At 66.7% G+C, this 14,916-nt stretch carries 7 protein-coding genes and 1 CRISPR repeat array (1 of these 8 only partly in view); of the genes, 1 reads left to right on the top strand and 6 read right to left on the bottom strand.

What is annotated here, in order from left to right:
- Positions 1-2,701: a CRISPR direct-repeat array (repeat unit 31 nt; unit sequence GTCGCCCCTTCACCGGGGCGTGGATCGAAAC); it reaches 548 nt to the left of the window's first position.
- Positions 2,702-2,797: 96 nt separating this feature from the next.
- Genes EYW49_RS09015 through EYW49_RS08990 form a run of 6 tightly spaced genes read right to left on the bottom strand, consistent with a single transcriptional unit; the run spans position 2,798 to position 14,064 of the window.
- Positions 2,798-5,263 (bottom strand): hypothetical protein, encoded by a 2,466-nt coding sequence (locus tag EYW49_RS09015; protein WP_131308517.1) that lies wholly within the window; start codon positions 5,261-5,263, stop codon positions 2,798-2,800.
- Positions 5,256-6,821, bottom strand: a complete 1,566-nt coding sequence (locus EYW49_RS09010) for a DUF2357 domain-containing protein (RefSeq protein WP_131308514.1) — start codon at positions 6,819-6,821, stop codon at positions 5,256-5,258. Before EYW49_RS09010 ends, EYW49_RS09015 begins: the two co-directional genes overlap by 8 nt.
- Before the next feature lie 3 nt (positions 6,822-6,824).
- Positions 6,825-8,900, bottom strand: a complete 2,076-nt coding sequence (locus EYW49_RS09005) for an AAA family ATPase (protein WP_131308511.1) — start codon at positions 8,898-8,900, stop codon at positions 6,825-6,827.
- Entirely contained in the window at positions 8,897-10,648 is a 1,752-nt protein-coding gene (locus EYW49_RS09000; RefSeq protein ID WP_131308508.1) for a coiled-coil domain-containing protein, read from the bottom strand. Before EYW49_RS09000 ends, EYW49_RS09005 begins: the two co-directional genes overlap by 4 nt.
- Positions 10,614-13,727, bottom strand: a complete 3,114-nt coding sequence (locus tag EYW49_RS08995) for an AAA domain-containing protein (RefSeq protein ID WP_165498191.1) — start codon at positions 13,725-13,727, stop codon at positions 10,614-10,616. Before EYW49_RS08995 ends, EYW49_RS09000 begins: the two co-directional genes overlap by 35 nt.
- Positions 13,728-13,779: 52 nt before the next feature.
- Positions 13,780-14,064, bottom strand: a complete 285-nt coding sequence (locus EYW49_RS08990) for a recombinase family protein (RefSeq protein WP_131308806.1) — start codon at positions 14,062-14,064, stop codon at positions 13,780-13,782.
- Positions 14,065-14,205: 141 nt separating this feature from the next.
- On the opposite strand from EYW49_RS08990, the gene EYW49_RS08985 reads away from it, so the two are divergent.
- A complete protein-coding gene (locus EYW49_RS08985; protein WP_131308503.1) occupies positions 14,206-14,631 on the top strand; it encodes a hypothetical protein in 426 nt (141 codons plus the stop codon).
- Positions 14,632-14,916 lie beyond the last annotated feature (285 nt).

Here is a 14,916-nt window from a genome sequence, read left to right as displayed (position 1 = left end):
GATCGAAACTCTCTGCACATCGACACCGAAGACGCCCACGAGCTGTCGCCCCTTCACCGGGGCGTGGATCGAAACACGACCTCGAGGGTATCCGAGAACGGCGACAGCTGTCGCCCCTTCACCGGGGCGTGGATCGAAACTCCCCAGTGGTGGAGCCGGCATCAGGCGCCGGAGGGTCGCCCCTTCACCGGGGCGTGGATCGAAACAGTTGAGAGTCTCGGTGACCTTAAGGATCCCACGTGTCGCCCCTTCACCGGGGCGTGGATCGAAACGCTATAGCGGCGCTCCGCGGTCTTACGGTCGCGGAAGGTCGCCCCTTCACCGGGGCGTGGATCGAAACTTCTTCGACGTCCTGCCGGCCGCGCTGACCGGCGGTCGCCCCTTCACCGGGGCGTGGATCGAAACTTCCTGCTATGCTCATTTTGAGCATAACCCGCTGTCGCCCCTTCACCGGGGCGTGGATCGAAACGGCGCCCTCGCGATCGGACTCATCGGAGGGCCGAGGTCGCCCCTTCACCGGGGCGTGGATCGAAACCCGGTCGTCGTGATCGTACGCGAGCCGGCGCCGTGTCGCCCCTTCACCGGGGCGTGGATCGAAACCGCGAAGCTGAAAATACAAGAGCACGGCCGCGACACGTCGCCCCTTCACCGGGGCGTGGATCGAAACAGTTTGACCGCGGGAGGCATGCGCGGTTACTTGACGGTCGCCCCTTCACCGGGGCGTGGATCGAAACGCTGGCTGCGGAGGGATGGGGAGTGAGCCTAGCGGGTCGCCCCTTCACCGGGGCGTGGATCGAAACATCGCGGCTATGTCGCCGGACAGCCAGGCGGTGACCCGTCGCCCCTTCACCGGGGCGTGGATCGAAACCCATGGCCGCCACCGACCCGACCCCCTCGGCTCTGTCGCCCCTTCACCGGGGCGTGGATCGAAACTCTCCAAAATCGTCGGCGTGATCGTCTCGCCGCTGTCGCCCCTTCACCGGGGCGTGGATCGAAACTTTAAAGTGGTCGGAGCGTCGGCGGCAATTGTGCGTCGCCCCTTCACCGGGGCGTGGATCGAAACACCAGGGGTGGGTGTTTCAAGCGGACGGATACGGGGTCGCCCCTTCACCGGGGCGTGGATCGAAACTCCGGTTAGCCGGGGGACCGTTTGCTCCCCCCTCTGTCGCCCCTTCACCGGGGCGTGGATCGAAACATTCTTGCATACTAATTCCAAATCCAGAGTACTAGGTCGCCCCTTCACCGGGGCGTGGATCGAAACTACATAGTCATATCTCATGGCTCCACACTCCTCACGTCGCCCCTTCACCGGGGCGTGGATCGAAACACCGTGAAAGAGGAGGGTGGATTTTCGAACGATGTCGCCCCTTCACCGGGGCGTGGATCGAAACTCCTCATTGGTGGTGACCACACCGAGGGTCACCACGTCGCCCCTTCACCGGGGCGTGGATCGAAACCTTGGTGGTCCAACCATCGAGGTAGCGCTCGACGGTGTCGCCCCTTCACCGGGGCGTGGATCGAAACTTCGACAGCGCCACCTTCGAGACCGTCAAGAAGGTCGCCCCTTCACCGGGGCGTGGATCGAAACGAGAATTGGGAAGAAGGTCGCGCCGAGTTGGAAGTCGCCCCTTCACCGGGGCGTGGATCGAAACGTCATGATGACCACGGCCCATTCCGCCCTCTACGGTCGCCCCTTCACCGGGGCGTGGATCGAAACCTCGGCGCGGAGACCGCCGGCACGCGCCAGCGCGGGTCGCCCCTTCACCGGGGCGTGGATCGAAACGTCTATAATGCTCCGGGGTACAACCATGTGCGGCAGGTCGCCCCTTCACCGGGGCGTGGATCGAAACGCCCGCGTTTGGATCGTCCCGCATAGATCGCGCGGTCGCCCCTTCACCGGGGCGTGGATCGAAACTATCCAAGCCGTCTCGGCGGGGCGGAACGCGCGAAGTCGCCCCTTCACCGGGGCGTGGATCGAAACGGTCGCCAGATCAGATACCGGGCGTCGTGCTGCGGTCGCCCCTTCACCGGGGCGTGGATCGAAACCTCGAGAGTCGGTCCCCGGCGCGCGACGCCGCCGAGTCGCCCCTTCACCGGGGCGTGGATCGAAACGCCGCCGGCACGGCGTGGCACACGCCCGACAATCGTCGCCCCTTCACCGGGGCGTGGATCGAAACGGAACAGGCGCGGGGCGCGTAGCATGAAAAGACCCGTCGCCCCTTCACCGGGGCGTGGATCGAAACGTCCACCCGCGCCGCGGCATCACCTCTCGATGGAGTCGCCCCTTCACCGGGGCGTGGATCGAAACTTCACGCCATCCGCCGGTTGGGCGAGTGGCGTCGTCGCCCCTTCACCGGGGCGTGGATCGAAACATCACCGCGAGCGCGATGCTCGCCGCGGCTTCCGGTCGCCCCTTCACCGGGGCGTGAATCGAAACTCTCCGACCTCCATTGGGGCGAGAAGATCGCGCTCGTCGCCCCTTCACCTGGGCGTGGATCGAAACAACCGTGGCGGCGTGTGGAACGACGGGACCGGCCAGGTCGCCCCTTCACCGGGGCGTGGATCGAAACAGTCAAGCCGATCGCGACGCGCTCGCGAAAATCAAGTCGCCCCTTCACCGGGGGGTGGATCGAAACCTCGTCACCAAGTTTGGACGCCCCTACACCATGGGTCGCCCCTTCACCGGGGCGCGGATCGAAACGCTCGGCAGGCAATTGGAGCGATCCTGCGTAATCCACGGCAATCCGACCACCTGTTCCACGGGATCGCGACCACCTGTTCCAGAGCTGGGTACTCATCAAGCGTCGCCGTCATCGCGGTCTCCTCCATCCTTGTCATCGGACAGTGTCGCGACGTTGGTCAGGATATCGGGATTGCCCCCGGTACCGTTCAGGTACTCGATCAGGTCGCCCATGATCGCGAGTTTCGCCGCCCGGCCCGGCACGGGGCGACCGGGGCGAAGCTCGATCTGATCGGCGATCACCTCGATCTCGGTGAGCAATTGCTGAGCCTCGACCGATGATCGCACGATTAGTGCCCGCGGTAGCCGTTCTCGGATCCGGAGCAAGCCGGCGGCGCACAGAAGCGCGTATTTCAGTGTGACACCGAAGCTCATGCCCCTTCGAATGCGCCGGAACTGCTTGATCAACAGCCCGACGATATCGCCCATATCCTCATCGCTGAGGTGTAGCGGCGTCGCCACCGGCCGCGACAACAGCGCGCCGGCAGCCCCCAATGCATCGCTCGACGGTTCACCGTCGAGCAAGCTGCGGATGAGGCGAACGGCGAGCGCCCCATCGCTGATGCATCGCCCCAGGCCGTGGATCAGTGCGCGACGAGAGTGGTGCGTGATGACCAGCGGATGCGGTTGAGCATTCCGGTCCTGGAGATACGCGTCGACGAGCAAGGTCTGAACTGCCGCAGGACACCGGCCAAAGGCCCAGGTTGCCGTCAGGAGCAACTCATTGTTGGTCGGCGGGCGTCGCTTGGCCACCACCGTTGCCATGCGCTGGGCGACTGCGGCCAGGATTCGGTCGAGACGCGCCACGTCAGCCGGTGCGACAATCGACGGCACCTCGCCGTCACTGCCGATGGCGTAGACCTGTCGCGCCAATGGCAGGCCATCCTTGGTCTTCTCCCGCAAGGTGTAGGAGGACCGTAGCATGGCGACGAGACCCGACAGATCGTCTGGTGACGCAGCGTCGAGCGAGCGAAGTACGCTGAGTAGGCCGGGGCGGCGAAACTCACCATTCCAAAGCCCGATATGCGCCTCGTGTCGGATGCGGTTCGGTACGACGGGCGGCGGCCGTTCCAGGCTGTTAAGTATCTCCTCGGGGCTACGCTCATCGACCTTGAGCTCGTCGCTGTTCCAGTCGAGCACGATGGGTCGCGCGCGCAACAGCTCCCAAGTTGGCGACGTCACCGTCAATGTTGCCCAGCCCTGCGCCGGCGTCTGCCGCAGATGTAGGATGAGCGGCTGCGCCGTGCTCGGCGCTTCCATCTCCGCCGTCTTCCAATGCCGAATCTCGCGCTCGCCCTTCTGGATGTAGAAGTTCGCCTGCGTCATACCCGTCGCCCACATCAGGGTCGTGATCGGCTCGGAGACATATTCCCGATTGCCCGGCACGGTCGCGTCGCGCGGGATGAGGTCCTGGAACACCGGCTCGTCGTCGCGCAGCACCGCCAGCGCGATTGGGTCGAGCCGGTCAAGGTAGTGTGGGATGTCGCGGGCGATGCGCTCGGCGGCATAGAGTGCGCCGCGCGCCGCCGAGGCGGGATTGAGCGCCATCACCTCGACGCCGGGCCAGGCACGCCGGACATCTGCTTCGAGCCGGTCACGATGGCGCGCCGCCAGAGGGCTGGTCACCAGCACCAGATCGGCCGGAGGAAGGTCGGGATCGGCGACGTCGAAGTCGGGGGTGATCGGCCGTTCGACCGGGGCGTCGATCTGCAACCAGTCGCCGTTGTCGCGTCGAATGATCTCCGGCAACTCGAAGGGCGGCTCGATCAGCAGCAAGGTGAGCGGCAGCCGCGGCGTCTCGGCTCCGAACTCCTCAAGCGCCGGATTGGCCGCGTGTAGCTCGCGCGTCAGCGTCTCCAGGAGGCATTCCAGCCCCCAGGTGGGCCAGAAAACGCGCCCGACGGCGGCGCGTTCGGGGGCCAGGACGCCATCGTGGGCGTCGAGGCCGCGCAGCACGAAGCGCTGCATCGCGATGCCGTCACCCTCGTGCGTCAGCACGACGATCATCATGCCTGCCGCCACATTCGACAAGCGGCCGCCGTCGAGTGCGTCGAGCAACACGGCGACTGAACGCCACAACAGCGTCGGCCGCGATCGGCCTCGGCCGGTCAGGCCGCGCAGCAACATCTGCTGCGGCCGTTCGCTCATCTCCGGCCGGTCGGGAACGCAGAACAACACGCGCTCGGCGCCGGCGGCCAGTGCCGTGACGCCGGCGGCGAAGTCCGTCATGTGCGGCTCCGCCGCCGCGCAGCCGAAGAGGTCTTTCCACCGAGCCCGCAACGAACGCCGGGCTTTCGGGTCGCCGATCTTACTCCAACCGTAGCCTCGGCCGATCGGCGAGAGGATCGCCTGCGGACCGGCAACGGCGCACTTGGTACCGCCGACCGTCATGTCGACCACCACGGCTCCGATACCGCCGTCGACGACCACGCCCTCCGCCGTCGCCTCGCCGCTGGCGAGGTCGTAGTTGCAGCAGGCGGCGTCGTGCCATCCGGCGAGGTCGAGCCCGGCGAGTTTAGCCATGACCGCGACCACCACCGATGTCGGCGACCACGATATCGCGCAGCGCCTCGATGCCCTGCCGCAAGGCGTCGCCACTGGCGCCGAGCGTGACAACGGTCGCCCGCTTCGACGACTGGCGTTCGATCCCCCCTGCGGCGCGTGTCGGGCGTACGACGATGCCGCGCACCACGGTCTTACCGCCGGCCTCGAGCACACTCTCGATCTCCTCGGCCTCTTGCACGTCCGGATCGATGCCGCCAACCGCATCCCAGAGCGGCCACACCACCCAGTATGGCTGATTCTCCAACGGCACGTTCAGCCGGCCGACCCTGAGCCAGATCGGCGCAGCGAACGACCTGAGACTCCCTTTGTAGTGCGGTCGATAGGACACTTCGGCCACGACGCCCTGTTCTGCCAGAAACACGGTGGCGAGCGGGTTGACGTGCGTCAGCCAGCAGCCGCGCCGCTGCTCCTCCTCGAAGATGAGCGGGGACGTCGCCAGTATCCGCGCGCCCGGGATGCCGTGGAGCGCCACGACGAGCGCCAGCGCCGTGAATTCCTCCCAGGAGCGCGCCTGCCAATGCCAAAGATCGTCGATGACGCGATGGTGGCGCAGAAGTTCGCGCCAGGCGATCCAGACCGCATGATAGGCGGGGTTGTTCTGCAACACGAAGTTCGGCGTGACATCCGGGTTGGCGGCGATCACGCCCATGTCGGCCAAATTCTGCGCCAGACGCTGCGTCTTGCGCCGGAAGGCCAGCACCGCCGCATAACGGCTCGACTGCGCCGCCGAGCGGTTGCGGTTGCAGTAATCCCGCGCGAGGTGGTCGGCGAGCCGCGCGTAGCTCAGCACGACGCGGTTTTCGAGCGTGTTGAAATTCTCCTCACGCGTCACCGCCCGGATGCGCTGCCGTGACCCTGCTCGCTCCACCACCGTCTCACCCGGCTGGCGGATCAGCCAGGTGATCGCCTTGCGGTCCAGCTCCTGGACGCGCGACAGCGGCACGAGTTGCTGCGTGCGGCGCAGGATGCGGCGCGGCCGCTTGTCGATGATGTCGAGCGTCTGCCCGAGCTTGCGGGCGTGCCGCACGATGACGTCGCGCTTCGGATCATCCTCCGCCGCGCCGCTCATCCACAGCGCCGCCAGACGCTGCCAGATCGTAGCGGGGTCGCCGAGCACGTCCTCGACGTCGCTGAGCCGTGTCCACACCGCCTTGACCCGCGTGAACAGCTCGACCGCCCCCAGGTCGGCCTGCCCCTCCTTCGGCGGCCGCATCAGGAGGCCGCGCGGCACGATGCTGACGTGGCCACGGCTACGACCGGGGCGATCGAGCTTGAGACCGACGGTCGGCCGCAGAGGCAGTGGTAGGGAATAGACACGCCGTCCGTCGCCGAGATCGGTGATGACCTCCGCCAGCTTCCGCTTGCCGTCGACCACCGGCTCGTCGCGCTCCTGCAAGCACAACCAGAGTGGCCCGGTCTCGCGGGCGTCACGCACGAATGCGTCGCCGTCGATCAGTGTGTAGCGCCGCCCGCTACGATCGAGCTTCGCCCATGGGCGGTGCCAGAGTTCGATCACGCCTCACCCCTTGCGGCTGATGCCGCGCCAACTGAACTGGTTGGACTGGCCTTCCTGCCGCGCTACGTACTCGCCGATCTTGGCGGCGAACGCCGGATCGTTGAGCTGCGTCCTGATCAGCGATTGGAGCTCGTCGAAAACCTCGTGGTGATTGTCGATCTGGAGCCCACGCAACTTCGGCAGAATGCGGAACTCGATCTGGTCGACGAGCGGTTCTTCGACCTGACCGGCGACGCGCAGTGGATAGTTGGCGACATAGGCCAGCGTCGCCTCGTTGAGGCGATGGCCGAACGGGCGGCCGCAGCCCTGCATGATCACGGCGAGTTTGTTGATGACGTCGTCGACCTTCGGTCGCAGCCCCTCCCGGTCGAGATGACTGATCGGGCGGATCCAGCTCTGCCATGAGTGAAGATCACGATAGCCCGTCATCCGAACGGCCTTCGCGTCGTCGGCCGGCTTGGCGAACGCCTCCGGTGCGCTGAACTGCATCACGTTGCTTCGGTCTAGCACCTTGTCGGACAGCGACTGTGTGCTCTCGTCGTCGTTCATCGTGCCGACGAACAGCACGTTGTGCGATGGATAGAGCCGTATTGGCTTCGCACCGACGCTGCCGATGTCCAGAACCAACTCGGCATCCTTGTGCGCCCCCTTAGTGTCGCCGCGTCGCGGCCGTACTTCGAGGCGGCTGAGGAACTCGGAGAAGTAGTACTCGACACGCGCAAGATTCATCTCGTCGAGGAGCACGACCAGCACCCGGTCCTTCTGCGGCGTGTCGCACAGAGTCGAGGTGTTTCTCGGGTCCATGTGGACGAGGGCGCGCGCCAGTTCGGTGGCACGGTAGCGCTTCTCGATATAGTTGTAGAAGCCGAGCAGATCCTGCGGGCTGTCCCACCGCGGTTCGACGGCGAGCTGGAGGAAGTGCAGGCCCATCGCCTCCGAATAGCGGCGTGGCAAGAGGCTTTTGCCGGTACCGGACACACCGGCGAGGACGGTCATCTGTGCATTGTCGTTGATTTTCAGTGCGGTGTGGAATGCCCGCAGAGTGCGGTCGTCATAAGCAAGCTTTTGTTCTTCGAGTGCTCTGGAAACGTCGTAGAGCGCGCTCTCCTCGGTCTGCGGCTCCTTGTGGACCAGCGCCGGGCTGCCAGACGGCACATCCAGGAAAGATGGCCGGCGCTTCAGCTCCTCCAGCATTGCGGTCAGATCCGCCGGTGCCTTGTCGGGGGCGGTCTCGGCTTCGACACGCCGACGTTCGAGGCTCTCGACCTCCGCGTCGAGCGCCGCCTTGCGGGCAACGAGGCGTTCGATCCGCTCCGCCTCCGCCGACAGGGCCGCGCGTCGGGCGGCGATCTCTTCCACCGCGCGACGCTGCGCTTCGACCTGTTTGCGCAGGTCATCCAGGGTGCTTTGCAGGCGGCCAGCCTCGGCCAAGGTCTCCTCGGCCATGCCACGCTCGGCGACCAGCGCTCCCCGTGCCGCACGCAGCTCGGCGACCTCGGTATCGAGCGCTGCCTTGGTGGCCTGCGTCGTCTCGATCTCCCGGCGCAGGGCGTCCAGAACCTCCTTGTCGACGCCGTGCACCTTCTCGGCTTCCTTCCGAAGCTGTTCCACCCGTGCTTCGAGGTCGGCGATCTCGTGCGTCAGCTGCGTACGCCGATCCTTCAGATCGTCGCACTCGGCGCGGATGGCGTCGCGGTTGGCCGAAGCTTCCGCGAACTCACCCGCCGCCTCGGCCGCCTGCCGCTTGACGTCGTCGATCTGCTGCCGCGCGTCGGAGAGGCTTTCGTACTCGGCCTTCACCGCATGCAACCGCTCCTCAAGGGCTGCCAACTCGCCGACCAGACGGTCGCGATCCGTGATCTTCTGATCCAGGATGCGCAACTCGTCCTCTTTCTGTTCGATCTGCGTCGCCAACTCACGATTGCGTTCGGTGAGTCCATCATAGCGTGTCGCCTCCGGGAGGCGCGCGCGCTGGACCTCCCAGCGGTACGCCAGGAAGACCGTCGTGAGCGCCAGCGCCATCGCCACGAGCACGGTGAATATCATCAGGCTGGGATTGGCGGAGAACATCGCAATCATTGAGCGGGCTCTTGCGGCTTGGCCGGGGTGCGAGGCGCGGGGGTGAGGGGCATCGGTACAGTCGTACTCTGCGGCGCGCGCCGCTCAGGCGTGCGTGCCGGCGCCTTCGTTGGTGCCGCCGCGGGCTGCGGGGCCGGGGCCGGCGATGGGGCGGGGACGGGACCAGGTTCCACCGCGCCCTCGGTCGGCGGCGCGGGTGGAGCGTCGGCGTGTTCGATCGTATCGGGTGGCCGTGCCGCGTCGCCGGCGGCGCCACTCTTCACGAGATTGTCGCGCTGGGCGGTGAGCCGCGCTATGACGGCGCCGAGCCGCACTTCCTCCTGATGGAAACCGTCCAGCGACCGGCGCAACACGTCCGCCGCCGCCTGCAAGCCGCCGGCCTCTCCGCGCACCTGCTGCAAGGCCGCACTCGCCTGCCGCAGATCCGCCTGGGCCCGTTCGGCCTCGGCGCGTGCCTTGCCCGTCTGTTCCTGCACGTCCTGAAGCGCCCGGTCGAGATCCGCTTTTTTGGCAAGGTCCGCCGTCAGCCGGTCCTTCAGCGCTGTCAGGCTCTGTACATCGCTGGCGAACGCATCGCGCCGCGCGCGCACTTCGTCGCCCTGCTTGCGAACGGCATCGAGATCGGCCCGGGCTTGCGGCAGGGCATTGCGAGCATCAGTCAGGTCGCGCACGACCTGGCCGAGCTCAGCCTTCGCCGAAGCCAGCCGCTGTGCCTCCGCCTTGGCCGCCTCGATCTGACCGTTGAGCGCGACGAGTTCCTGCCGCGCCTGGTCGCGGGCCTTCTCCGCCGCCGCCAAATCGCCTTGCGCCGCCGTCAGGCGGACGCGCGCGTCCTGTTCCTGCTTCGTCGCCGTTGTGATCGACGTCTGGAGCGTGGTCAGCTCGTTTCGTGCGCGGCCAATATCGTCGGTTACGGCCTTCAGCTTGCCGCGTGCCTCGTCCACCTCCTTCTGCGCCCGTTGCGCAGCCGAATCGGCTTCGGCCTTGGCGCGCACTGACCCGGCCGCGTCGTCACGCGCCTTCCTCGCCTCGGCCAAGGCATTCTGGACGTCTGCTCTGGCGGCATCGAGATCGCGCAGCGCCTGCTCCTGGTCCTTGCGCATCGTGTCGCGCCGCCGCGTCAGCCCGTCCAGATCGGTCTGGACCTCTGCCCGCCGCGTCTCCGCGGTGCGGGTATCGGCCGCGGCCGTATCGCGAGCACCGGTCAGCTTGCGCAGCTCGTCGTCGAGCGCCGCCTTGACCGCTCGCGCCCGATCGACGTCGCCCTGCACCGCCTTCAGATCCGCCTGCGCCTGCTGAAGCTCGCTGCGGGCACGCTTGGCAGCGGCATCGGCCTCCGCCTTGGCGGCTTCCGCTTCGACGAGTCCCTTGCGCGCCGCCTCCGTATCGGCGATCGCCTGTTCGCGTTGCTTGGCCAGCCGCTCCAGATCGCGGACCTGCTCGTTCAGTTGCGCCAGCTCGGACTTGCGTGTGCTCTGCTGCCGGCCGAGTTCGCCGATCTGCTGTACGAGCGCGTCACGCTGGCCGAGGAGGCTGGCTTGTGCGCCGCGATCCGCCTCTACCTGAGCGCGGTCGGCAGTGATCTGGCTCCGCTGTGCGCCGATGATCAGCTGATGATCCTGCAAGAACCACAGCACCCCGCCGTTCACCAGCAACAGCGACGCCGAGAGCACGACCGCGGTGATCGTTGCCGAACCGAACCGGCGCCTTCGCTCAGCGCTGTCCGAGAGCTCGCTCGATTGCGTCAACGCACGCCTCCATGTCTGCCGAAAGCTCATGAACCCAGAAATGTCGCATGGTCCAGCCGCGCGCCCGCAATTCGGCATCGCGGAGGCGGTCCGATACCTTGCGGCCACCGTCGCGGTCGGTATGCCAGCGCTGCCCGTCGACCTCGACAGCGAGCTTGCGGCCGTCGGGATCGAGCGCGAAGTCGAGATAGCGCCGTCCGACGCTGTATTGCGGGAAAAAGGTCAGGCCGCGTCGCGTCATTGCCGCCGCCAGTCGCCGCTCCCACAGGCTGTCGTAGCCGGCACGCGGCTTCCCCGGTCGCTCGCTCCAGTCCGCCAGGTGTACCAGGGGGGCTATGCCTGATGACCTAACGTAACTCTTGTCGCCGACTACGAGGCACAACGCGCGCGCTCGGCTGACGGCGACGTTCAGCCGCCGTCGCTCGCGCACATAGAACGTCTTTGCCGATGCCGGCGCTCCCGCGGCCAGTACGGTGGAGAAGAGGATCACGTCCTTCTCGCCGCCCTGGAAGCGGTCGATGGTCAAAACCTGGAGATCGACGCCGACCGCCTCTATCCGCTTCAGATGCGGCTCCAGCAGGACATTGATCCGGTTCACCTGGCTGTTGAACGGCGACAGCACGCCGATCGAGCCGGTGTAGGCCCGTTCGGTCACCATGGCGACGACGAGGTCGACCACCGCCTGTGCTTCGGCGAGATTGATGTTGCCACCATCAGCCCGCGTCGCCCGCCCCGGCACATCGTGCCAGTGCAGACCGGCGCGATATCCGTTGGGCACTCTGAGGCGGCTTTCGTCGACCGCCGCCGTCAGTGCGCCCTGGTAGAAGTCGGCGTTGAGATAATCGACGATTGCCTCGTCCGAGCGAAATTGGTCCGCCAGGAAATGTGCCCGGCAGGTCGGGCGGCGGCGGGCAAAGGCGAACAGCGAGTTGATGCTCTGTGCCACATGGTGCCGGCCGACCTTGCCGAGCCCGGCCGCATCCATCAGCGCGTGCTCCTTCAAGCGCGACAGCTGCGGAATGAAACTCAGCTGCTCCGGATCGCCGACGACGGCGGCCCGCCGTGCCCGGGCCATCAGCGGCAGGGCGGAGGCGACGTCGCATTGGCTCGCCTCGTCGAAGATGACGAGGTCGAACAGGCCCGGTCGGAGTGGGATCCGGCTCGGCGCCGACAGCGTGCCGACCGCCCAGATCGGCCGGTGGGCGAGCACCTCACGGGCATCCTCGAGCGTCAGCCCATCCGGGCCGGCATCGCCATCGAACTTCATTTCCGCCAGACGGTCGGCGAGACGATGCCGCTCCTCGGCGGTCGGCGGCAGCTCATACGTCGCGATTTCGTCGACGGCCGCCGGGCACGCCGCGCGGATCGTCTCCGCTAACGCCGCCATCGACTCGGTCGATGGTGCGCCGAGCCGCTCCAGATCGAGCCGCCGTGCCTGGATCTCTCTGCGCAGAACGGTTAGGCGGGCTTCCCCCGTCGAGCCGTGGCCGCGACCGAACATCCGAGCGAGAAGGGTGCGCCACCAACCACGCGACGGTGGCGGTGTGTCGACCGGATCGCCCGCCTCCAGCTGGTCGGTCAGCTCCGCGAGCGCCAGCCGCAGCCGCTGCGCCTCCGCTGCGCTTGCTTCTGCCTCGGCCAGTGCCGCGGCCGACTGGCGTAGACGTGACCGCTCCGTCGCCTCCGTCGCCGCCGCTGGGCGCACGGGACCCGATGCGATGGCTGCCAGCTCGGCGAAGAAGTTGGTGTCGCGCTCGCCGTCGGCGTCGCGTGCCCGGGTGAGCAGCGGATGCTTGGGCACCAGATATTTCAGCCGGCGCTCGACCTCGTCCAACGCCTTGTGATTGTGCGACGCGAACAGGACGCTGCCGCCGTCGATCAGCGTCGACAGCATCAGCGACAGGATCACCTCGCTCTTGCCGGTGCCAGGGGGGCCCTGGATCACCGTCAGTGGTGCGCGGATGGCGTCGAGCGCGGCGGAATATTGGTGCGGTGTCAGTACCCGCATGGCGACCGGCGCGGCGGAGCCCGCAGTGCTGGCCGCAACGTCGCCCCGAAGCACGGTCTCCAGTGCCGTCGCCGCGAGCTTGTCGTCGGACCACTGCGCGATGGCGTCGAGGTCGCGCTCTGTGCCCTTGGTGAAGCGCGCGTCGGAGGGGAGAAAGAGCGCTGCGGCGTTGCAAAGGCCTTTGCCTTCGAGCGTCACCTCGGCCAGTAGATCGCCCGGCTTCAGGGCGCCGCCACCTTGCGTGGCGAGAACATGGCGCAGCCGGCCGGCTACACTGCCGAGGTCGTCGTCCTCGCCTTCCGGAATCAGCGCGTCGGTGAGCGATCCCTGTTTCCAAGAGGCCGAAGACCGCGCCGCGATCTTGAGCCATGCGGGATTGAGCGCCGGGACTTCCGCTGTCAGATCGACCAACAGCGCATCCCCGGCGACGGAGAAACTCGCCGGCAGCAGAAGCGCCGGCAGCACCCGCGGGCCATCGTCGTCGGTGACGCGCGCCAGAGGATAGCCGATGGTGCAGACCTTCTCCGGCCGCAGGTGCACCGCTTCGCGAAAGGTCTCCGGGCACGACGACAGCGGCAGGACGAGGCGGCGGCGCGGCGCCCACCAGTCGCCGCTGCCCCAGACGAGCTGCCAGGCCCTACCGTGATTGTCGGGGTATTCGGTGACCGAGCCGCGCGGGTCGGAGCGCTGGGTGGCGGCAAAATAACGCAGTAGGGCTCGCCAATCTGCGTCTGCCCGCTGACCGTCCTTCGCGTCGCCGAGATCGTCGCCGGCCGGCTGGTCCTCGTGGCGGAAGCGCACCGCGAGCAGGGGCTCCGTCCCGGCGGGGCCGAATCGTCCGTTCCGTGAGGCTTTCATCTGCGGGCCCGGGGGCGAGGAGAGCGCTACCGCTTGCCATCGCCTGGCGGACGTCAGTCGCGCCTCTCCACCTTCCGACAACAGTGTCAGGGAATCGAGGATATCGGCCGGCGACAGTCTCAGCCCGGAGCTGCGCAGACGCCACAGCAACTGATCATGTGACAGTCCGTTCGGCGCCAATTCCAGCAAACGTCGGATCGTTTGCGCATACATCCACCATCCCCCCCGGATGGCGACCATAGGTAACGAAGCCGTGTCGGTACGTCTACCTCAAGCTGCACAATTCCACAGTGACGGACGCCGCTGCGTGTCTCCGGCAGAATGTGGAGAACGGCGAGGGCGACCGGCCGCCCACCAGGATGTCGCCGGCACCCAGGACGGAGAGCGCCCGGCAAAGTTCGTCGCGGCCGGCGGTGGTCGTGGCGCCGGTGACCTTCTCGACCAAGTTCGCGATGCAGCCGGCGGCACGGAGCGCGGCATTCTGAATGGCCGTGTCCTGATCCCCGGTGGAGACGCGAGCGTAACCGTAGACGACGCGTGTCGACCGAATTTCGGTCGGCGTGGGGTCTCAAGCGATCGGCATGCGACCCAGTGATGGGGCGGTGTTAAGCGCGCGCGGATTGACATCGTGGGCCGTCTTCGGCGTTCTGAGTACGCAAGAGACCACAGATTGATCAGAATCAGAGACTCAATGAAGCGTCAAGCACGGCCGTTCATCGTCGAAATTAAACAGAGGCGGAACGGAGCCGGAAAATCTGTTCCAAATCCGCTGTGGAGCGGTCACGACCTCCTCCTACTGAAGGAAGCTCAACCGGAAGCGCGGGACGAAGTGCTCGTTGCGGCGGCTCCGGAGCTCGTTGTGGCGAAGGTCATCCTGCCGGCTAGGATTCTCAGCGCGACCGTCTCACCGCTGTCGATCGACGCGCCCGAGGGAGGCCCTGTCCCTGCCAAGCCCAGAAAATCGCGAATTCCGAAGCCGTCGGCGATGCCGGTGGTTGTCACTCCACCGGAGCCTAATCGTGCGCCGCGTTCGTCGATCCGCCTTCGTGACCGATCCGCAGATGCACTGCCGCGCGGACAGCGGTGGAAGCGGCGCCTACCGAAGATCATTCGCTGAGCGCTGCGGGCAGTTTCGGCAGTGTGATGGGTACTGTCTGCGGGTTTCGGTAATGTCCGGACAGCGTTTTCGGTAATCTCCGGACAGCTCTTTCACTAATTCCCGGACAGCAATTCCGGTAATTCCCGGACAGTTTTGATGGCCGGTTCTCGGCTGCGCCGTTTGGCAGGTTGGGCTCTCACGAAGAAGAGAGGCCGACATGCCCAGACGGAAGCAAGCGAGACGAACGACCGTGAGAGATATCCGGACGATCCTGCGCCTGACCCATGAGCAGGGCCTATCAGT

It is taken from the genome of Siculibacillus lacustris (genome assembly GCF_004328075.1).
In the GTDB taxonomy this organism is placed as follows: Bacteria; Pseudomonadota; Alphaproteobacteria; order Rhizobiales; family Ancalomicrobiaceae; genus Siculibacillus; species Siculibacillus lacustris.
The sequence above is the reverse complement of the archived record's forward strand: the minus strand, read 5'-3'. Positions and strand labels throughout refer to the sequence as shown.